18 protein-coding genes are annotated in these 21162 nt (G+C 58.7%); 11 read left to right on the forward strand and 7 right to left on the reverse strand.

The features are described from left to right. Positions 1 to 358 precede the first annotated feature (358 nt). The 3 genes from mgtE (at position 359) to ACT7DV_RS10220 (ending at position 4157) form a co-directional block, all read left to right on the forward strand. Positions 359 to 1717, forward strand: coding sequence for a magnesium transporter (gene mgtE, locus ACT7DV_RS10210; RefSeq protein ID WP_444662321.1), 1359 nt, complete (start codon positions 359 to 361; stop codon positions 1715 to 1717). Positions 1718 to 1776: 59 nt separating this feature from the next. Then, on the forward strand, positions 1777 to 2886 hold the full coding sequence (locus ACT7DV_RS10215; protein ID WP_444662322.1) for an NADH:flavin oxidoreductase/NADH oxidase: 1110 nt from the start codon (positions 1777 to 1779) through the stop codon (positions 2884 to 2886). A gap of 140 nt (positions 2887 to 3026) precedes the next feature. Further along, positions 3027 to 4157: a baeRF2 domain-containing protein gene (locus tag ACT7DV_RS10220; protein WP_444662324.1), complete on the forward strand. Its 1131-nt coding sequence runs from the start codon at positions 3027 to 3029 to the stop codon at positions 4155 to 4157. A gap of 105 nt (positions 4158 to 4262) precedes the next feature. On the opposite strand, the gene ACT7DV_RS10225 is transcribed toward ACT7DV_RS10220, so the two are convergent. Then, positions 4263 to 5435, reverse strand: coding sequence for a CPBP family glutamic-type intramembrane protease (locus ACT7DV_RS10225; protein ID WP_444662326.1), 1173 nt, complete (start codon positions 5433 to 5435; stop codon positions 4263 to 4265). 135 nt (positions 5436 to 5570) lie between these two features. Here ACT7DV_RS10225 and ACT7DV_RS10230 point away from each other — a divergent pair, with 135 nt between their 5' ends. The 3 genes from ACT7DV_RS10230 (at position 5571) to ACT7DV_RS10240 (ending at position 9046) form a co-directional block, all read left to right on the forward strand. Then, a complete protein-coding gene (locus ACT7DV_RS10230) occupies positions 5571 to 6824 on the forward strand; it encodes a YibE/F family protein (RefSeq protein WP_444662328.1) in 1254 nt (417 codons plus the stop codon). Positions 6825 to 6893: 69 nt separating this feature from the next. Next, a complete protein-coding gene (locus tag ACT7DV_RS10235) occupies positions 6894 to 7907 on the forward strand; it encodes a metal ABC transporter solute-binding protein, Zn/Mn family (RefSeq protein ID WP_444662330.1) in 1014 nt (337 codons plus the stop codon). Positions 7908 to 7927: 20 nt separating this feature from the next. Continuing rightward, the gene (locus ACT7DV_RS10240) at positions 7928 to 9046 is read left to right on the forward strand and encodes a CDP-glycerol glycerophosphotransferase family protein (protein ID WP_444662331.1); all 1119 of its coding nucleotides are present in this window, start codon (positions 7928 to 7930) and stop codon (positions 9044 to 9046) included. Between the two features lie 5 nt (positions 9047 to 9051). Here the strand turns inward: ACT7DV_RS10240 and ACT7DV_RS10245 are convergent, their stop codons facing one another. The 5 genes from ACT7DV_RS10245 to ACT7DV_RS10265 all read right to left on the reverse strand — a co-directional run bounded on the left by ACT7DV_RS10245 (position 9052) and on the right by ACT7DV_RS10265 (position 14911). After that, positions 9052 to 10545 (reverse strand): gamma-aminobutyraldehyde dehydrogenase, encoded by a 1494-nt coding sequence (locus tag ACT7DV_RS10245; RefSeq protein ID WP_444662333.1) that lies wholly within the window; start codon positions 10543 to 10545, stop codon positions 9052 to 9054. Between the two features lie 20 nt (positions 10546 to 10565). Then, a complete protein-coding gene (locus tag ACT7DV_RS10250) occupies positions 10566 to 10934 on the reverse strand; it encodes a cupin domain-containing protein (RefSeq protein WP_444662334.1) in 369 nt (122 codons plus the stop codon). Continuing rightward, positions 10934 to 12379 carry an NAD(P)/FAD-dependent oxidoreductase gene (locus ACT7DV_RS10255; protein ID WP_444662336.1) on the reverse strand — a complete coding sequence of 482 codons (1446 nt, stop codon included), beginning with the start codon at positions 12377 to 12379 and terminating at the stop codon, positions 10934 to 10936. Before ACT7DV_RS10255 ends, ACT7DV_RS10250 begins: the two co-directional genes overlap by 1 nt. A gap of 182 nt (positions 12380 to 12561) precedes the next feature. Further along, entirely contained in the window at positions 12562 to 12879 is a 318-nt protein-coding gene (locus ACT7DV_RS10260; protein WP_444662338.1) for a hypothetical protein, read from the reverse strand. Between the two features lie 109 nt (positions 12880 to 12988). After that, on the reverse strand, positions 12989 to 14911 hold the full coding sequence (locus ACT7DV_RS10265; RefSeq protein ID WP_444662340.1) for a primary-amine oxidase: 1923 nt from the start codon (positions 14909 to 14911) through the stop codon (positions 12989 to 12991). A 124-nt stretch (positions 14912 to 15035) separates the two neighbouring features. Here ACT7DV_RS10265 and ACT7DV_RS10270 point away from each other — a divergent pair, with 124 nt between their 5' ends. The 4 genes from ACT7DV_RS10270 (at position 15036) to ACT7DV_RS10285 (ending at position 19642) form a co-directional block, all read left to right on the forward strand. Beyond that, on the forward strand, positions 15036 to 15623 hold the full coding sequence (locus tag ACT7DV_RS10270; protein ID WP_444662341.1) for a TetR/AcrR family transcriptional regulator: 588 nt from the start codon (positions 15036 to 15038) through the stop codon (positions 15621 to 15623). Between the two features lie 162 nt (positions 15624 to 15785). Beyond that, the gene (locus ACT7DV_RS10275) at positions 15786 to 16661 is read left to right on the forward strand and encodes an AraC-like ligand-binding domain-containing protein (protein WP_444664831.1); all 876 of its coding nucleotides are present in this window, start codon (positions 15786 to 15788) and stop codon (positions 16659 to 16661) included. Between the two features lie 114 nt (positions 16662 to 16775). Further along, positions 16776 to 18206, forward strand: a complete 1431-nt coding sequence (locus ACT7DV_RS10280; protein WP_444662343.1) for an APC family permease — start codon at positions 16776 to 16778, stop codon at positions 18204 to 18206. 23 nt (positions 18207 to 18229) lie between these two features. Continuing rightward, positions 18230 to 19642 (forward strand): aldehyde dehydrogenase family protein, encoded by a 1413-nt coding sequence (locus ACT7DV_RS10285; protein WP_444662345.1) that lies wholly within the window; start codon positions 18230 to 18232, stop codon positions 19640 to 19642. Between the two features lie 82 nt (positions 19643 to 19724). Here the strand turns inward: ACT7DV_RS10285 and arr are convergent, their stop codons facing one another. Further along, the gene (gene arr, locus ACT7DV_RS10290) at positions 19725 to 20135 is read right to left on the reverse strand and encodes an NAD(+)--rifampin ADP-ribosyltransferase (RefSeq protein WP_444662347.1); all 411 of its coding nucleotides are present in this window, start codon (positions 20133 to 20135) and stop codon (positions 19725 to 19727) included. 139 nt (positions 20136 to 20274) lie between these two features. Between arr and ACT7DV_RS10295 the strand changes: the two genes are divergently transcribed. Beyond that, entirely contained in the window at positions 20275 to 21087 is an 813-nt protein-coding gene (locus ACT7DV_RS10295; protein ID WP_444662348.1) for a shikimate 5-dehydrogenase, read from the forward strand. Positions 21088 to 21162 lie beyond the last annotated feature (75 nt).

Below are 21162 nucleotides of genomic sequence, written 5' to 3' on the forward strand. Positions count from 1 at the left end.
ATTTAATGTGAGATGCATCGTTGTTGTTGGCTATCAGCCTCGGGTTTCTGGTAGAACTGGCAATACACGCAGCATGAATCCATGCTTCGGAATTTCAGGAGGTGAGCTTCATGGACGGCAGTTCTAGTCGATCTATATACCTGCGAGCTCACCAGTTCCTTTCTTCATGCGCCAGCTGATTTTCCTGATCCAGGACAGCTCTGCGTCCGGCGAGTTCGCAGCCTAACCACCCTTGGCATGCGCAAATTGGCGCACGCAAATACTGACTGATTTATCACCCGATTTATCGGATGGAGAGTGGTGAGTAGTTGCTTGTGAGCCTTGAAATTGCGCCAAACGAACCGTTCGGAAGACAATAATGTTCACCTTCGAATACGTAGACTTTTCAACTACTTCCCAGGAAATCCGCACCTGCCTCGCAGCTGATGCATATCAGCGCCTAGCCGCGTTGCTCAGGGAACTGGAGCTGGGGCAGCTCATCGAACAATTTGAAGCCTTGAAGACAACCGACGCTGCGATCCTATACCGCATGCTGGACAAAGAGCGGTCGTTGGAAGTCTTCCAAGAGCTCGATGCGCCAGTACAGGCTGAACTCATCGAGACGCTCCAGCAAGAATCGGTCGTTGAAGCATTCGCCGCGTTGGAACCTGCAGACCGGGTTGCGCTGCTTGACGAGCTGCCAGCCACCGTTGCCACGCAGCTGCTTGCCGGATTGGACGCCCGGCAGCGCCAAGCGACCGGGGTGCTGCTGGGCTACCGGGATTCAAGCGCCGGGCGGGTCATGTCGGCCCAATTCCTCTCCACGCATCCGGAGCTCACCGTCGGGCAGACTCTGGATCGCATTACCCCGCAGTTGGGCACGACGGAACACTGCCACATCATCATGGTGGTTGATCGCACCCGCCGGCTCATCGGAGCGGTGCGGCTGGGTGATCTGCTCGGACAGCCTCGGGAGCAGCCCATCTCTGCCATCAGCGTGGAAACACCTGCCGCGCAGGCCTCCGAGCCTGGCATCGAGGCAGCGCGCAGGGCTGTCGAACGCCACCTGGACTTGATGCCGGTGCTTGATAATGATGGACGATTGATTGGCGTGCTTCCACTGGGAGAGGCCATCGAGCTGCTCGAAGACGCCGAGGAATCACGCACCGCACGCAGCGCTGGATCCGAGCCTTTGTATCGTCCGTACCTTGGCACTCCGCTGCGCAAGCTGGTGCGAGCCCGTGTGGTTTGGCTCCTGGTCTTGGCGATCGGCGCCACGCTCACTGTGCAAGTGCTCGCCACTTTCGAACAGACCTTGGAGTCCATGGTCGTGCTCAGCTTGTTCATCCCGCTGATTGTTGGCATTGGCGGAAATACAGGCAACCAGGCGGCCACGACTGTCACAAGGGCACTGGCCATGGGAGATGTGCGCGTGAGCGACTTGGGCCGGGTCATTTTCCGGGAAGTGCGCATCGGGGCCATGCTGGGACTGTGCTTGGGTGCTATTGCCTTCCTCATTGCCGGCGTCGTTTTTGAACTGAAGGTCGGCCTAATCATCGGGATAACGCTCGTGGCACTGTGCAGTGTGGCGGCGGCCGTTGGGGGAGCGATGCCGATCATCGGAAAGTTCTTCAAAGCCGACCCGGCGGTCTTCTCCAACCCATTCATCTCCACCTTTGTGGACGCTGCTGGGCTGATCGTGTACCTCACCGTGGCAGTACTCGTCCTGGGCCGATGACCTCGACGCTCGATGGTGCTGGGCGGAATAAATCAGGCGGCCTCAACGTCACACTAGGTATGCCGCAAAGCAAGTTATTCAGCCCAGTGACCATCCCCGCCAAAAACGGAACAGGACTCCAGCTGCGCAATCGCGTGGTTCTGCCACCGATGTGCCAATATTCCATCAGCGAGCGCAACGGAGTGCCAACCACATGGCACCTCGCGCATTTAGGATCCATGGCCCACGGCGGTTTTTCCCTTGTCATCGCCGAGGCAACGGCAGTCGCTGCCGAGGGGCGAATCTCTGACAGGGATGCCGGATTATGGAACGACGAGCAGGTCGAAGCCTGGAAGCCCATCACCGAATACATCCGCTCCCATGGCGCTGCCGCCGGGGTGCAGCTGGCCCACGCCGGCGCGAAGGCCTCCACCTACGGATGGCTCAAAGAGCTGGAGGAAGCTGGCCTCTCGGGCAGCATCAGTGTCGAAGACGGCGGTTGGGAAACCTTCACGTCCGCGCCGAGCGACCTGTTCGACCTGAAGCCGGCAACAGCCATGAGCCCCGAGCAGATCGCCGAGTCAGTTCAGGATTGGGCAGCAGCGGCACAACGTGCCGATGCCGCCGGATTTGATCTCATCCAGATCCATGCAGCGCACGGTTATCTGATCCACCAGTTCCTGTCTCCACTGACCAATCAGCGCACCGATGAATATGGCGGAAGCTACGAGAATCGCACCCGATACTTGCGTGAAATCATCCAGGCAATCTCGGCCGTCTGGCCGGCAGATAAACCGCTCGGGATTCGTTTTTCAGGTGAAGACTGGGTGGAAGACGGATGGAGCATTGCCGACACGGTGAAACTCGCCGAGGAACTGTATGAGCTCGGGGTGCGCGCGTTTGACCTCTCAAGCGCGGGCATCGGGCCTTTCCATGGGCCAACGGGGCCGGGGTACCAGGTGCCCCTGGCACAGGCCGTCAAGCAGGCGCTGCCGGACGACGCATTTGTCACCGCCGTAGGCGCTATCACCGATGCCATTCAGGCTGAGCATATTGTGGTCTCAGGCCAGGCCGACGGCGTGAGCATTGGACGGGCTGCTTTGGGCAATCCGCAGTGGCCAAACCATGCTGCCCAGCAGCTTGGCGCCGAGAAATCGCACCCTCCGCAGTACTGGCGTGGACGCTGGTAAATTGTTGCCGCCATGCTGATTTCATTCCAATCACAAGTTAGTTTCTGGTTACCTCTTCCAGCCACTGAATAGTGATGTTAGGTTAGTCCCACGGATCTAGTCGCAAGGCGGCCAAGGGTCGCGTGCGGAAGGGAGTCAGCATGGCACTACGCGCGGATTCTAATGGAATCGACGCTTCGCTCTATCGAAGGAATGGATCATGGAGCACGGCTCTCGTGGATGCTTCACTGGGTACGACGGGTGCTCAAGAAGCAGCTGATCGGCTTCCAGGGGATGTCGCCAAATTGCTGAAGTCCCAGCAAGCCAAGGCTGATGATATCCAAGCATTAATTGGTGCGTTGGAACCTGCCGAAGGACTGCGAGCACCGGTTGCAAGATTTGTCGCTGTCCATGACGGTGAAGTTGTACTCAATGAAATCATTCCCGGGCTCAAGGTCCAGGCTCCAACGGTGGATGTCGGGCCTTTCCCGAATTTCACGGCATTGGCTCGTGCTCGCGGTGGTTCCTTCTCTTACCTGGTTGCCGAAGTGGGCAAGGACGGTGGCGAAGTGCATCTGTACAACACGGCATCACCAGAGCGCATCGCTAGCCAAGGCATCGTTGGACTGCCCGAGGAGATTCACCACGCTCGAAAGGTTCCCGGTGAATACGACCAGCCCAAGGCCCAGGCGGCTGCCGACGAAATGGTGCGCAGGAACGCAGATGAAGTCGCCCAGCTGATTACGAAGATGTCTGCGGAAAATTACGTTCGATTGATCGTGATCTCCGGGGATATCAAGGCTCGCGAAGCGGTCATTGCCCAATTGCCGGCGGCCCTGCGGGATTACGTGGAAGTCATCGATTCGCACACGAGAACTGGTGGTGCTGATTCAAAACAGGTTGATGCGAGGATAGCCAAGCTTATCGAGGACGTGAAGTCCAAGTCACTGGCTGATCTGGAAGCGAAAGTCGCGGCGCAGTCAGGCAACGGCCGTTCGCTCTTGGCCGTGGGCCTGGACGAAGTGGTGACAGCGTTGCAGTCGGCACAGGCTGAAACCGTGCTTGTCGGGCAATACCAAGACGAGCACACCTTGCGTGCCCTGAGTGCCGAGCCCTGGATTGCCCATCAAGAAGGGGATGACCACGCAGAATTGGTTGCCGGTGAGTGGCCGGCACCGGAAGTGCTCTTGCGGGCCACCGCATTGACGGATGCGACTATTCGATATGTCCCGGATTCGGTCATACCTGACGGGGCAGGAATTGCTGCACTGCTGCGTTGGGCGAAGCCCTGACCCCCTCAATAATATGAAATTGGGCTCTTGCCACGAGGAAAAATCGTGTCAAGAGCCCATTGCCATGCCAGAACCTCCTCCAGTTTTCAGCCGGAGAACAGCGGCTTAGCGATCGTGATTCTCGGGAGCGCCATGAGCTGGATCAACGGGAGGCGTCGACGGGTACCTGGGAGACGGAGGATAGTCCTGCGGGTAAGGCGATTGGGCCTGCGGTGCGGACGGATCCATCGGTGGCGCCCAATAAGCCTGGCGCGGGTGAGGTACCGGCTGGGCCATCGGCCAGGGCTGCAGCAGCGGCGGCCGAGTCATGGGCGGGATTGGCCCTGCGGCGCGAGCGACGTCGTTCTTGCTGGAAAGCTTGACCAGGGCAAATGTCAGCAGCGCCGTGAAGAGGACCGAGAAGAGCAAGGACATCGGACCGGATGACGTTGCATTCAAATCCACCTGGCCCATTGCTCCGAGCAAGAACAAGAAGGTGTTGTTGATAATGTGCATGGCCATTGCAGCTTCCAGGCCGCCGGTGCGCCAGGTGAGGTAGCCGGCAGCGATGGCAAAGGCCGTCACATCCAGCAGTCCATAAACGTCGTAGAGGTGGCCAAAGGTGAACAACGGCACCGGCAGGAGAATGGCAAAAAGGGGATGCTTCAGCCAGCTGCCGATAATCTGCATCAATGCTCCGCGGAACACCAATTCCTCGGCAGCACATTGAAATGGTGTCAGCAAAATGACCAAGAGAGCAAAAAAGAGTGGATCAGCCGGAACTTTGGCCGCAGCCATGTCAGGTTGGCCTCCCACACCGGCGGCCGTCAGGCCGAAGCTCAGGGCGAAGTAGGCAGCAAATAAGAGGGAACTGGTGCCGAGGGCCATTGCGAACCAGCGCCAGCGCAATCTTCCAGCGACGGAAATCAATTGGCCGACAGGCTTGGAGCCGAGCAATAGATAGGCCAGATAAACCGCGGGGATCATGATGATCAATGACGCCATCGTAATGGTGAAATCGATGGGCGAGGTCATGTCCAACTCTGCCTCGGTAAGGACTGAGTCTGGCGCGCCATTTGAATCGGCCGCCCAATTGGCGGGGTTCACCAAGGCCACTACGAAGATAATCAGCATGACGACAATGAACAGTGCTACAAAAAAACCCAGCCCGGTTCCGGCAAAAGCCAGCGGGCGCCACCAGCGGTAATCATGGTTTCGACGCATTAGCCGGTGGAAGGGAAAACTTTGTTCCCCGGCAGCTATGGGCGCAGGGGGCTGCAGAAAGTGTGGCGAGCTCATAGGTCAATTCTCCCGCTGATCACCCATTGCGACATGAACCTTGCGGAGGATTTATCGGTCATCCCAAGGTAGCCACCTTGGTGCTCATAGACTTGTTGCAGACGATTCGCCTTTATTGATTTGGAGAAAGACCCAGTGGGCCACCATCACCATGACGGACCGATATTGCAGGATCCCAAACGCCGGCGCCGTGCCTCGATCATCTTGTGGGCATTGCTCGCGCCTATCGGCGTGCTGGCAATGGTCATGGTCATCGTCCTATGGCCCCAAGGAACGTACAACAAGTTTGCCCTCGATGGCTCCATGGATACCGCTGGTGGTGCCACGATGGCCACCGGCACCGTAACCCGGAGCGGTGTTGAGACCTGTCCTTCGTCCCAAGGGCTGGAAGACGTGGGCGGCAAGACCTTGGAATGCACGGTCACCTATGTCATGCCAGCGTCAGGCGGGGCGGAAATCCAGATGGAAATTCCGCCTGAAATGCTGCAATCCCGGGATGCCCGGCCCGGGGATGCCTTGCGCTATTTAGACCTGTCCAAGGTAGATACCACCAGCGGCAGTCCCTACGTGTTTGTCGACTTCGTGCGCACCATGCCCATGACACTGTTGGCCATTGCCTACGGGGTAGTTGTCGTGCTGGTGGCTGGATGGCGTGGTGCGCGAGCGGTCATCGGCTTGGTTGGCGGCATCGCGTTCATGATCTTCTTCATGGTCCCGGCGTTGATAGAGGGCGGGAATCCCGTGGTGGTCGGCCTGACCGGTGCCACGGCCATCATGTTCGTGGCGCTGTATTTTGCCCATGGCTTGAATGCCAAGACATCAACGGCGCTGCTGGGCACGCTCTTTGGCTTGGGAGTGACCGCGGCGTTGGCGCTGTGGCTAACGGACGCGGCGGCGCTGACTGGCGCTAATGACGAGTCGGCGATGACCTTGTCTACTGTGGCGCCGCAAATTTCCTTGCCCGGCCTGCTGATCTGCGGCGTGCTGGTCGGTGGAATGGGTGTGCTCAACGATGTCACCATCACTCAGTCCGCCACGGTGTGGGAACTGGCCGAAACTTCGCCCAGGGCTTCGGCCAAGGAACTGTTCTTCCGCGGCATGCGCATTGGCCGGGACCACATTGCCTCAACTGTCTACACCATTGCCTTCGCATACGCCGGGGCCGCGCTGCCAATCCTGGCCATAGCGGCCATGAGCAACCAGGGATTCGGTGTGACGCTGGGCTCAGGGGAGATGGCTGAGGAAGTTATCCGGATACTTATTGGTTCTATAGGTTTGGTACTGGCTATTCCGGTCACCACGGCCATCGCGGTCATGGTGGTGAAGGCCACCGGTACTGGCGGAGCACACGGCAAACGGTCCTTGTTTGCCGCCAGCGCAGACGCTTAGGTGCGAACGGTTCTCAAAAGTAATGTAGAATTGTTCTCAATAGCAAACGTGTTTGGATGGAGAACTCATATGAAGAAGTATCGCTCATTGCTTGCAGCCGCCGTTGCTGTGCCCGTGGCGGGGATGATCCTCGTAGGGTGCGCCGGGACTGGCAGCGAAGCCAGTGACGCCGATACCTCCGCGGTCAAAGTGGTGGCCACGACCAATGTCTATGGCCAAGTTGCCCGTGCTGTAGGTGGCGACACCGTCAGCGTCAGCGAGATCATCACCTCGGCTGCCCAGGACCCGCACTCCTATGAGCCAACCACCCGCGACAAGCTCACCGTTTCCGAAGCGAATATCGTTGTTGCCAACGGCGGGGGATACGACCAGTTCATGGATTCGCTGGTCCAGTCCCTGCCCAGCGACGAGGCTTCCGGCGTTCAACTGATTCACGCGGTGGATTCTTCGCCGATTGCCAAGGAGCATGAGGAAGAAGAAGCGCATGAAGGCGAAAGTGCCGAGGAGCATGCCGAGCATGCCAAAGAGGAAGCGCATGAGGAGCATGAAGGCCATGATCATGCCGGCTACAACGAGCACATCTGGTACGACCTCGACTCCATGTCGGCCTTGGCCGATGAGCTGGCCACCACCTTCGGCAAAACTGACGCCGCCAACGCGCAGCAATACACGAAAAACGCCGAAGAGTTCAATGCCGGCATCAAGAAGCTGCAGACTCAGCTGCGCGATGCCAAGCTCGAGGACAAAAAGTTCATCATGACTGAGCCAGTGCCGTACCACCTTCTGGAGGATGCAGGCATGGAGGACATCACGCCTGAAGGGCTGAGCGAGGCCATCGAAGAAGGCGAAGGCATTGCGCCGATGACCCTCAAGAAGGCCCAGGACCTGTTGGAAGGCGGCAAAACCGGCGTCCTCGCCTACAACGTGCAGACCGAAGGCAATGAGACCAAGGCGCTGAAAAAGGATGCTGAATCCGGCAAGGTGCCAGTCGTCGATTTCGCAGAAACCATTCAGGATGATTCAAGCTACCTGGATTGGATGAAATCCAACATTTCCAACTTGGCTTCCGCGATCAACGGCTAGCCGGTACGTAGACTACATGTATGGCATTGATTCCTTCCCAAATTACTCAGGCGACAGGTAAAGCACGCGCCTTGATCGCGGAGCGATCAGTGCGAGTTGAAATAGCCCAAGGTCAAAGGGAAATACAACAAGCCGACCATGTTATCTTCTTTGCCGAAGGCCCCGGCCAGTTCTACCAACTAGGAGTCTGGCTGGGGACCTTTGAGCGGCTTTCCGCCCAAGGCCTGAGCATCGGTCTGGTATTGATGGACTCACTCAGCGCGCGGCAGGCACTGAACTCCAGCACACTGCCCCTGCTGTTCACACGTTCCATGGAACAAATCGAGTCCAGGCTGCGCGAGTGGAACACCAAATCGATCAGCTACGTGAACAATGCCCAGCGGAACTTCACCATGCTGCGCTTCAACGGGCCAGCGCATATTCATCTGAACCATGGCGAGAGTGAAAAAGCCTCGATGGTTTCTAACCAGCTCAAGGCCTATGACTTTGCCTGTGTCGCCGGACCCGCAGCGGTGGATCGCATCTGTGAAAACATCTCACGATTCGATCCTTCGCACCTCGTGCAGATCGGGCGGCCCCAGCTTGATGCCTTGGAACTGGCAGGACCCTCAGAGAAGATCCGAGTCCTCTACGCACCAACGTGGGAAGGCGACTCTTCGGCGATGGCCTATTCCTCGGTGATGAGGCTGGGCGAACGGATCCTTGCGCAGCTGGTCAACGATGACCGGTTTGACGTGCGTTTTCGTCCCCATCCGAAAACCGGCGATATCCAGGCTGAAGCCAAGAAGACCGTGGCTGCTTTGCAGTCGAGGTTCGAGTCGACCATGGATCCCGTTCCCGACGCTTCGCAATCCCTGGTCTGGGCCGACGTGGCCATTTGCGATACTTCAGCCATGGCCTACGACGCCGTGGCATTGAACGTTCCGCTGCTGCTCGCCGCCGAACGCCCGAGCAAGCTGCGTGACGGGCTGCCGATGGAACAGCACCTTGGCAACGCCAACGGATTGGCGGACCGGGTAGCGAAACTGGCTGCCAGCGGGGTGGCCGGCAAGCAAAAACAACTGGCCCAGTACTTCTTCGCCACCACCGAGCCCGGGATGGCCACGAAGAAGCTGAACCAGCTGTTCTCCGGTCTGTAGCCGGCCTATTGGCGCTGTTTGAAAACGGTGTCCTGCCACTGGCGGTGAGGCGCCGGATCGTGGGAGAACATCACGTGCTTCACATTGGTGTATTCGTCAAAGGAGTACTGGCTCATATCCTTGCCCATGCCTGAAGCCTTGTATCCGCCATGTGGCATGTCCGAAACGATGAGGATATGCTCATTGATCCACACGCAGCCGGCCTGGATCTGGGCGCTGGCCTGCATTGCCCGGTCGACATTCTTCGTCCACGCGCTGGCAGCCAAACCGTAGGGCGTGTCATTAGCCAGATCTATGGCTTGCTCGTCATCCTCGAACGGCAGGGCCACCAGGACCGGCCCGAAAACTTCGTGCTGGACAATTTCTGAATCCTGGGCGGCACCGATGACCAGTGTTGGGCGATAGTAGAACCCGGGGCGTTCCTCGCGCCGGCCACCGGCCAGTATTTGCGCGCCGTCCTGCTTTGCGCGATCGACCATCGCCGAAACCTTTTCCAGGTGCGCTTCGCTGATCAGCGAACCCATATCGGTGTCGGGATCTGCGGGATTGCCAACCACCATCGCATCCATCAGCTGCGCCACCCGCGCGGTGAACTTGTCAAAAACAGAAGAGTGCACATAGGCGCGGGTCGCCGCCGTGCAATCTTGGCCGGAATTGATCGTGGAACCGGCCACCGCGCCGTGAGCCGCTGCTTCAATATCGGCATCGTCAAAGACGACGAATGGCGCTTTGCCGCCCAACTCCAAGTGCACGCGGTTTGCGCGTTCAGCGGCCATCGACATGATCTTCAGCCCTACCGCGGTGGAACCTGTGAACGAGGTCATCTTCACCAGAGGGTGGCGTACCAGCGTTGCCCCGACGGAAGGGCCATCGCCAACCACCACATTGAGAACACCATCGGGCAGCCCCGAATCGCTTGCGGCCCTGGCAAAAAGCATGGACGTGCCGGGAGTGAGCTCACTGGGCTTGAGCACGATTGTGTTGCCCGCCGCGATGGCCGGGAGGACCTTCCAGGCAGCCATTTGCAATGGATAGTTCCAAGGGCTGATCGAGCCGATGACGCCAACAGCTTCACGGCGGATCATCGAGGTGGTGTTGCCTGCATAGTCGCCAGCAGCCAAGCCCTGGAGGTTTCTGGCGGCGCCGGCAAAGAAGTTCACATTGTCAATCGTTCCGGGGACGTCAAACTCCGTGGACATCCGAATGGATTTGCCGGTTTGCGCCGTTTCCACCTGGGCCAGCTCATCTGCATGCGCGTCAAGCTCGCGGGCGAAGGCCAGCAGATGGTCTGAGCGTTCTGCTGGTGTCAGTGCGGACCAGGTCGTAAATGCCCGTGCCGCGGCTTGTACCGCTTGGTCCACTTGTTCCGAGCTCGCCGTATCAACGTCGAGCAGTTTATCACCGGTCGCGGGGGAGACCCGCGGCAGGACAGGTCCCTGGCCGCGTACCTGCTTCCCGTTGATGAATTGATGTCCCAGAGTCGGGTTGTAGTAATCCATGGCGATGCTCCTGTGGATGCTCAGAGGGTGAAGTAGATCTTGCGAAGTGTTTCGGTCACGGCCCATCGGGTATGCATGCCGGCCTTCAAGCGCACAGCGGTGCCGTTGGCCAGTTCTATTTCCTGGGTGCTGAAGCCGTCGCTGCCAAGGATTTGCAGCCTGCCGCGGCCGGAGAGCACGACAAAATACTCGTCGGCTTCGACATCTTGCATGAATCCGGGCGACATTTCCCAAACTCCGATTTCAGCTTCGCCAAGGGTGCTGACTTGATGGAATCCTGTAGTTGCAGGAACCTGTCCCTCGATGCGCTGCCCTGTCTCTATCGGATGGCGAGCAATGGGGAGCTCAAGCAGCTTTTGGCATTCAAAGTGCGGAGGGAAAATCGTCATCAGGAGTCGAACCCCATCCCGATCTTGTCCATGAATTTCAAGAATACGGAGCGCTTGCCTTCGTGGCGATCCGCCTTGACCAGATGACTTGTCATGATTTTGACTCCGAGCCATGCGGCCGGTTCTGGCGGGAAAGGAATAGGCTTGGTGTGGACCAATTCCAGTTCTGTCAGTTCGGTTTTCTCTCCGGAGAGCAAGTCCAGCATGACCTTGGCGCCGAACCGGGTCGCGCCGACTCCCAGCCCGGTGAACCCGGCGCAGTAGGCGACCTTGCCTCCATGGGTGAGGTCGAAGAAGGAGAAGAAGCGGGAGCAGGTGTCGATGGCGCCGCCCCAGGCGTGGGAGAACTTCACGCCGGATAGCTGCGGGAAGCTGCCAAAGAAGTGCGCGGCCAACTTGTTGAAGGTTATTTGATTGCTGTCGTAGCTTGAACGCACTTTTCTGCCGAAATGGTATACGGCATCGTAACCGCCGTAGAGAATGCGGAAGTTCCCATTGGCATCGATTGTTGGCCGCGAGTAATGGAAGCGATTATTCATGTCGGCTAATCCAACCATTCGGTCCCAGCCGATGGCCGCGCGCTGCTCTTCTGTCAGGGGCTCGGTCATCAGGGCGTAGTCGTACACCGGGACGATGCGGGCCCGGTGGCGTTTGAGCAGCGAAGGGAAAACATTGGTTGCCAGGGCGACTCGCCCCGCCATGATGCTTCCATCAGCCGTCAAGACCTGGACTTTGTCGCCGGCATCGGAGATTTCCAGGGCATGCGTATGCTCGTAGAATTCCACACCCAGCTCACGGCAAACCCTGGCAAGCTCCCAGGCCAACTTGGCTGGATGCACCAAGGCCGTGGAGTGGTGGTCTAAAGCGCCGGCCAAGAAATCCGGCGAATTGATGACTGCTTTGACTTGTTGCTCGTCGAGGAAATCTACCCCGGATGATTCAGCTTCTTCACTGGCCCAGGCAATCTGGTGAGCCTCGGTAGCCACGCTCAAGGAACCCTGGCGGATAAAGTCGACGTCCATGGCGTACTTCTGAACGGACGCCTCGAATTCATCAAGGTTTTGCGCTCCAAGCTCGGCAAGCAGTGCATTTTCCTTCGGGAGATGATTCGCTCCGTTGGCTTCTCCATGCACGAGCGACGCTTCGCAGAATCCTCCGTTGCGTCCGGACGCGGCCCAGCCGATGCGTTGGCCTTCGATGAGAACTACATGCCGTTGCGGGTCCCGCTCCTTGGCCTGCAACGCGGTCCACAGGCCCGTGTATCCACCACCGACGATTAGTAATTCTGCGGTGATTGAACCGTGCAGCGAAGCACTGGGTTCTGGGCGCTGCTCATTGTCCAGCCAATAACTGGTGTGCTTGGCGGATGCTAGTGATTCGGCAATGAGCGATGAAGGGACTTCTGCTTCATGCCGGTCGAAAGTAATTTGGTGCTGAGAGCTCATGGGTTCTTTCCTGGATTAATAGCGGAGTTGTGAGTGCTATTGATCCAGGGGAACAACCATGGGGCCTTGCGGTTTTGCGGTTTGCTGGGCACGCAGGATGCCAGTTGAGAGCCAGTCGGCGATCAAGGCTTATCCCTCTTCTCGGCAGAAGATCCGCAAATTGAATATGATTCATTACTTATCTAAACTTGAGCTTTTCCGCCTGTCAATAGATTGCCGGGAAGCGACAACCGGCTTCGCTGAATATGACACAGAATTGCCGCCCAGAACATCACGGCGAATTCTGGCAATGCTAGCAGCAGCATGAGATTTCCGTGCGCGGATGAATGCGCCGTCGCTGAATGATGATGTTCGCCCATCCATGGCAGGCCCAGCGCCATCTCCATATGGAGCATCCCCATCAGCGCACTCATCACCAGCAGCTTTTGCGCCGGCGCGCCTCGCCAAACACCCCAGGCGCATTTGGTGCACCAGAGCGACATGACCAGCAGAATAGACATCCACCACAGTGAATGCGGCAGAACAGCAATGCTGGCCAGATGCGCGAGGCCCAACCCCAAGGCGGCTGACCCGAGCACTCGATGCGCAGGGACCAGCCGCCGGGAAGGACTAGGCGCTATCGCCACAGCAACCATCGGAGGCCTTGGTGGAGCAGCAGCCATGCTGGACGGGGGCTGGAACATCGAGCACCGGGGAGCGGTCGAAGAAACCCTCGGGGCGGATGGTGAAGCCCACGGTGTCCACTGGCATCATTGGCCAGTCCTCGGTGCGTGGGAAGTGGGTCAACGCGAACGTGTGCCACATGCTGATCTGCTCGCCATCGATGTTCTTGTCGTCTTCAATCCATGAGCCGATGCCGTCCGCACCACGACTCTGGTTGACGAAATCGCCGGTAGGGTAGCGGTGCGAAGCATCGCGCTTGGTCACCCATAGCGCCTTGGAGGCGAACTCGGCGCGTCGATGAATTGACGAACCGTCGGCGGCAAGCAGGGTCGGCAGCCCCTGGGACATGAGCTTGTAGCCTACCGGCTTGCCAAGGTAGTTCTTCGATTCAGGGTTGGTCACCACCCAGGCGCGGCCTGCGGTCGGGTTGTTCTCGCGCACCGCTTGCTGCTCGGTGCCCAGTACCGTGTGGCTGCGCGTGAAGGCATTGCCGCGAGGATTTTCCTTGCTGATGGGAAGGCGTACTGCTTCCTCCTCAATGACCCGGCTCGGCCCGCCATCCAGGGAGAAGTCCAAGCGGGCTCCGAAAATGTGCTGGTGGAATGGCGCGCCGAGCCCCGGAGCCATTTCGGAAGCGAAACGTTCGTCGAGCATGGCCGAGGTGAAAACGATGCCGGTGGCCTTGGCCTCGAATTCGATGGTGCCGTCCAGATACAGGTACCAGTAGAAGCCGTAATCGTAGTTGCCCACAGTAGTGAAGAAGCTGATCACCAATCGGCGGTTGCGTCGCGTGTATTTCACGCCGGACCAGTCATCCGCGTGCTTGGAGAGGATCGAGGCATCTTCCTCGTGCATGCAAATGCCGTTGGTGATCGTTTGGGCGTTGCCATCTGCGTCGGTGACTACAGGGGAAATGTAATGGATTTCGCCCAGGCAATCGCAGCCCAGCTCCAGCGAGTTGGCCAGACGGCCGATCAGGTATTCGCCGGTATCGAAGTAGTTCTGCCAGCTGCGCACCGGTGACGGGTCACCGTAGGGGACCACCATTTCGGCGATGGAGGCCCGGTCCAGGATGCGGCGATCTACGCCCTTGTCGTTGAAGCCGATGTTGTAGAGCACCAAGCCTTCGCGCATATCGAAGCCGATATCAACAGACCACTTTTCCCATTCCACGTGGTTGCCATTGGCGACGGTGAAACTGGCGCCCTCGGGCTGGGTGATTTCAATGGGTTTCTGCGTGGTGCGCGTCGGGCCGCTCAGCTCCGGATCGGTGTAATTGCCATGCGTCTCGGGGACCGGGACAATTTGAAGATCCAGCAGGCGATCAACTTTTTGGGCAATGGTGTCAATGTAGACCACGAGCCCATCCACTGGGTGGGCCCAGGCAGAATCTTCGGCGAAGTCCTGTCGGAAGGCGAGTCCGCGCAGGATGCGGCGACCTGATTCGTCGGGATATTCGTCGTCGTAAACACCGGCGGAGAGCGGCGCGACGCGTACCTGAGCCGGGGTGAGGCCTCGTTTGTCCAAGGCAGCCGCCCACTGGGGGTCGGAGCCCAGGATGGATTCAACCATTTCGAACTCTTCGAGCAGCACCGGCATCTGGCCCACCTTGGACGGATCAAGATCGATAGCCGACACCACGCTGCGGTTGCCCAGGTCCAGCACGATGTCTTGTGGCGAGTTGGTGATCTTGTCCAGGAGCATGATGCGGACAAAGCGACCGGGGCGCGAGTGCTGCGGGTCCTCTAGGCCCAGGTAGGCGATGCGGGTGTTGTCGCCGAACAGCCGGTTTTCAAGCAGGACCTCTTTGGCTCTGGCGATTTCTGCTTCGCTGAGTAAGGTGAAATCTGTCGTTGCTGTGGTTGCCATGCGCGGATTCCTTCGGGTGTGTGATGCACATCAATTATTATTCTATGAATGTAGAGAATACGGAGTGGTGTTGTGCGGCGCAACCCTTTGGCGCGAAGAAAATAAAAATGACTAAGCTTGGGTCATGCCGAAAATCGTTGATCACGACCAGCGTCGTCGAGAGATCGTAGAGGTCACCTGGAAGTTCATTGCCCGAGAAGGAATCGAGAAACTGAACCTGCGTGACTTGGCCGCTGCTGCTGGTTACGCCAACGGGGCGCTGAAGCCGTACTTCCCAACGCGTGACGCACTGCTTGTGGCGACCTTCAACTTCGTGGCTGACGCAACGAATCAGCGAATCAAGAAGAACGCAGCAGGCCTGCAGGGCCTGGAAGCCGTTTCAGCGTTCGCCCGGGAAGTGCTCCCGCTCGATGAGTTGCGGCGGAACGAGGCGCGCATTGCCGTGCACTTCTGGCATCTCGCGCTAGGCGATCCTAAGCTTGCTGTCGTGAATGCGTCGACGATGGACCAATGGCGAACCATGCTCGATGGCTGGCTGGAGCAAATTTTCACGGCAGGAGACGCGCGCGCACTGATGGCACGCGATTCGCTGATCAACTTCCTCTTGGGTGCCCAGGCCAGCAGCGTGCTGGACGCAGACGTCAATACTGCAGAACTGCTGGAACAACAGCTGAAGTACCAGGTGGATCTGCTCGCGTCTCTCGCCCGGTAGAGTTCCCATCGATATTCTCGGGTTGAAGAAAATAGTGACAATCTACGCGGCCGAGCGTACCCTCAAATGTGATGCCCCGCACCTTGGAAGCGTCAATGGGGGGGAGGGAACGCATGTATCAGATCCAGCACGTTCGACTCATTTACCGCGTGGTCGAGGCTCATTTCTGATGCCTTCGTGCAATTGCGCAGTGAACAAGTGACCGGTGGCCACTTCACCGCCTCCCTCGGGGTAAACATGCTCGGCGACATCGGCCTGATGCGCATCCACGCCAGGCCCCATGCGGTGCAACGCACCGTGGACCTGACCAACAGCGGGGATGGAGAGTTCTACAAAGTCTCCTACCAGCTCGACGGCTATGGACTGCTGGTTCAAGACGGGCGTGAAACGGTGCTCGCCCCAGGAGACTTGGCCATCTATGACACCCAGCGTCCCTATACGCTGGCCTTCGAAAAGCCAGCAACCGTCGTTGTCGCACTGATTCCGCACGGCCAATTCAAGCTTTCAACCCAACAGGTCGGGCAGGTTACCGCACTGGCCCTCAAGAACAACCATCCGCTCTCCGGGACCGTCGCCCCGCTCATGAACCACCTTGGCGCCAATCTGGCGCAATGGGACGAATACGGGGGATACCCCTTGGCCCGCAATACCGTGGATCTGCTTGCCACGGCACTCGGCGGAGTGCTGGGAATCGAGTCCGTCGCGGACGCCAAAGCCCAGCAGCGGGAAAAGATCACCAGCTACATCGATGACCATCTCAACGACCCCGACTTGGGGCCGGCGCAAATCGCGGCAGCGCACTTCATCTCGATCCGCAGCTTGCACGCATTATTCGAGCATCAATCCCATAGCGTCGCTGCGCTCATTCGCCACCGCCGCCTCACCGAAGCTTCGCGTTTGCTACGCGACCCACTGCTATTGACGCAATCAGTCCAAGCGATTGGCGCGCGGGTGGGCATCGCCGACGCGGCTGGATTCAGCCGGATGTTTTCCAGGGAATTCGGCTGCACTCCGGGCAAATACCGCACCGGACAATGAGATGTGGCGCACAGCCATGCGCGGGGAAGCAATGAGGCTGCACCGAATGACAATGCGAATCCTTCCGCGCCGTAGATCCTGAAGAGAGCACAATCAACACTTTTGGGGGATCTTATGGCACTGGAACAACGCACTCTTACGGTGCCAGCGCTGGTGGTCATGATCATTGCGGCCAGCGCACCATTGACGGCGGTTGCCGGAGGCGTCACCACAAACTACGCGGTGACCGGAATGGGCTCTGTGCCGCTGTCCTTCCTGCTCATCGGGGCGGTGCTCCTGGTCTTCAGCGTTGGCTACACAGCCATGAGCCGGCACATCCCCAACGCGGGTGCCTTCTACGCCTACGTGGCAGAAGGCTTGGGCAGGATCCTGGGAGTCGGAGCCGCAATGGTGGCGCTCGTAAGCTACAACCTGATGCAAATCGGCATCTATGGAATGTTCGGATTCGCGGCAGCTTCCTTCGCCAATGCCACCTTCAACACGGCAATTCCGTGGTGGGGCATGGCCCTCGTGGCCTGGGCCGCCGTCGGGTTCCTCGGCATGAACCGCGTGGATTTCTCCGTGAAGGTTCTGGGCATCATTGTTGCCGCCGAATTCCTGGTCGTTGTCGTTTACAACATCATGGCTTTTGCGCTGGCACCACAAGCACCGCAACCAGAAACCGCCTTCAACTTCTCCGACGCACTGGCCCCGGGCATGGGTGCGGTCGTGGCGTTCACCATTGCGGCGTTCATGGGCTTCGAATCCGGCACCATCTACAACGAAGAGGTCAAAGACCCGCAGCGAACGGCACGGCGTGCCACCATGATCGCCATCGTCATCATCGCCTGCTTCTACGCCTTCTCCGCCTTCGCGGTAGCGGTAGGCGAGGGGGCGGACAACGTCATCGCCGCCTCAGCCGAGAATGGCCCCGATCTGCTGTTCGTCTTTTTCGCAGCCCATGCCCCAACGTGGTTCGTGGATCTTGCGAATATCCTGTTCATCACGAGCCTGTTCGCCGCATTGCTGGCCTTCCACAATGTCATTGCCCGGTACTTCTACTCCATGGGCCGTGGTGGCGCCCTGCCCAAGTTCTTGGCGGTCACCTCGCGAACCACCCACGCGCCTATTGCAGGATCGATGGCCCAGTCCGTGCTCGGCCTGATCGTGATTATTGCCTTTGCCATAGCATCGAGCGGTCAAGAACCCATGTACATCGTGTTCACCATGTTCACCTGGATGACCAACTCCGCTGCTTTCGGACTGGTCCTGCTAATGGCCCTGACGTCCTTCGCCGTCATCGGATATTTTGGGCGGCGCAAAACCGACGACTCGGTGATCACCCGAGTGGTCGCTCCACTGATCTCAGGCATCGCGCTGTCCTATGTTTTCGCGCAAATCATCATCAACTTCGATATTCTGCTCGGCGTGGAAGACCCGGGCCTTCTGGGATACGTGCTCCAAGGCATCGTCATCATCCCCGGGGTCCTGGCTTCTTCGGCCGCGGCAATCATCCGGCTGACCGGCAGGGGATCCCAGCCGGCAACAGAATTATCCGTCCTGTAAAAGCACAACAAAGGAGTTGCACCATGGCCTACGCCAACGCCCAAGAATTATTGGACGCAATCCAGCCCGCCACCGGCGGAACCGAAATCTTCGATCCGGCAACCGGGGACCTCGTGGGCCGGGTTGCGCAGCAGAACGCCGAAGACCTGGATGCCGCAGTCGCTTCGGCCAAGGCTGTACAGCCTGCCTGGGACAAGCTCGGACACGCTGAACGCAAGCGCTTGCTGAATGCCGCTGCGGACAATATCGAGGCTAACGCTGAAGCCTTGGCCGAGTTGCTCTCCCGCGAGCAGGGCAAGCCGCTCAATGGCCCTAATGCCCGATTCGAAGTGGGAGGGGCAGCGGCATGGCTGCGAGCAGCGACCGCCTATGAAGTAGAACCAGAAGTGATCGTGGATGACGGCGAAACCTATGCCGCGAAGCATTACCGCGCGCTGGGTGTCGTCGGGGCCATCGGACCGTGGAACTGGCCAATGATGATTTCCATCTGGCAGCTGGCCCCATCCCTGCGCATGGGCAACACCGTTGTGATGAAGCCCAGCGAATACACTCCGCTGTCAGTCCTGGCCTTGGTGCACATCCTCAATGAGGTGCTGCCCGCCGATGTCCTGCATGTTGTCGCCGGAGGACGCGAGGTCGGCGAAAAGCTCTCCAGCCATCCGGACATCGCCAAGATCATGTTCACCGGTTCCACCCGCACCGGCAAGGCGATCATCCGATCTTCAGCCGATACGGTCAAACGGCTGACCATGGAACTGGGTGGCAACGACGCAGGCATTGTGCTGGAGGACGCCGACCCGAAAGCAATTGCCCAGGACCTGTTCTGGGGCGCGTTCATCAACACCGGCCAGACCTGCGCTGCGTTGAAGCGTCTCTACGTCCCCGAAGCAATCTACGACGAGGTGTGCACCGAACTCACCGCGGTAGCCAAGGCCATGCCGATGGGCAACGGCCTGGACGAAAACAATGTCTTGGGCCCTCTGCAGAACAGGGCCCAGTACGACATCGTTGCCGAACTGGTCGCGGACGCTGTGAATTCGGGAGCCACCGTATTGCTCGGTGCGAACCCGGATGAACAGGCCAAGGGCTACTTCTATCCCACAACCCTCATCGCCGACATCGACCCGGACAACCGCCTGGTGACCGAAGAACAATTCGGCCCGGCCCTGCCGATCATCAAGGTCAAAAACAGTGCTGAAGCAGTTGCCCACGCCAACTCCCTGGAAGTCGGCCTCGGCGCTTCAGTCTGGAGCAGCGACCGCGACAAGGCTCTGGAGGTAGCAGCCCAGATTGAGTCGGGGACCGTGTGGATCAACTCCCACGGCACCATCGATCCTCGCATTCCATTTGGTGGTGCCAAGCAATCAGGCTACGGCCTGGAATTCGGCCTTGACGGCCTGAAGTCCTTGGCGCAGCCGCAGATCATCAAGGGCTGACAAGCTCAGGAGAAAATGAGAATTGGCGGTGTTCGCGGGCCAGCGCTGGGCCCCGTGAATACCGCCAATTCCCGGTGCAGGGCTAGTTGATGATGTCGCCTTTGGGGCTGTCTGTAATCGCTGCGATGCGTTCTCGCCAGGCTTGCAGCTGTTCAGGAGGCAGCCGCGTCCAATCATGGATTTCGCGGACAACTTTCAACGGACTGGCGCTGCGGTAGGAACGAGTCGGGTTTCCCGGGAACTTCTTGTCGGTGACATTAGGATCATCTTCGAATTCTCCGGTCGGCTCCACCTCATACACATGCGGAGTTCCGTCAAGTGCCGCAATCTGCGCAGCCAAACCAGCCCCATCGGGCAACGCCGTGAAATAGATGTGATTCATGAGGATCTCGGGTCGATAGTTCGAGGGAAAACCAGCGGACAATAAATCGCCGGGGTCCAAAGCCGCCTTGGTGCCGTGATAAAACGGTCCTGCTTCCGAATCCTTGCTCATGGACCTGAGCTTAGCGAATCGGGCACGGCGGTAAAAGGGGCACTGGCCGAGTAGCCATCGGGCGAGCAATTGAACGGCTTCAAGTACCCGGACACGTATATTTGGTGGTGAACTGCGAACAAGCTTTGGAGAAATACTCGTGCCCATCTTGAATAAAGACATGTCCCTGTGCATCTCGCTGTCGGGGCGCCCATCAAATATCGGGACCCGCTTCCACAACTACCTCTATGAAGAACTCGGGCTGAACTTCATCTACAAGGCTTTCTCCACTGATGATTTGGCAGGCGCCATTGCTGGTGTCCGTGCTTTGGGAATTCGTGGATGCTCCGTCTCCATGCCTTTTAAGGAAGACGTGATGAAGCTGGTCGACGAGATCGAGACTTCTGCCGCAGCTATCGATTCGGTCAACACCATCGTGAACACCGAAGGCCGGCTGGTGGCCTCGAATACAGATTTTGAAGCAATTGCGACGCTGATCAAGCGCCACGAGCTGGATGCGACCCACAGCGTATTGGTCCGCGGATCCGGAGGAATGGCCAAAGCTGTTGTCGCAGCGTTCCGCGATGCTGGCTTCGAAAATCTCACCGTACTGGCCCGGAACGAAAAATCCGGCCAAGAGCTGGCTCAGAAGTACAACTACAAGTTTGTTGCTGCTGATCCAGCACCTGGCAGCCAGATCTTGGTCAACGTGACTCCGCTAGGCATGGATGGGGAGCAAGCCGACGTCCAGTCATTCTCCGATGAGCACATCGCTGCCGCTGAAGCCGTCTTTGATGTTGTCGCTTTCCCAAGCCAGACTCCGCTAATCCGCGCAGCCCAGAAGGCAGGAAAGCCAGTGATCACCGGCGCGGAAGTCATCGCACTGCAGGCCGCCGCCCAATTCGAGAAGTACACCGGGCACTCGCTGAGCGATGAGCAGATTGCGCGGGCCTCGGAGTTCTCGCGCCAGTAGCCGCTTGCTGATCCTGGCGGGGCATTGTACTGCAATGCCAAGTAGCTGATGCCAGCACCAAGTTCTTGGTGCTGG

The organism is Glutamicibacter sp. TV12E (genome assembly GCF_052441935.1).
Taxonomy (GTDB): Bacteria; Actinomycetota; Actinomycetes; order Actinomycetales; family Micrococcaceae; genus Glutamicibacter.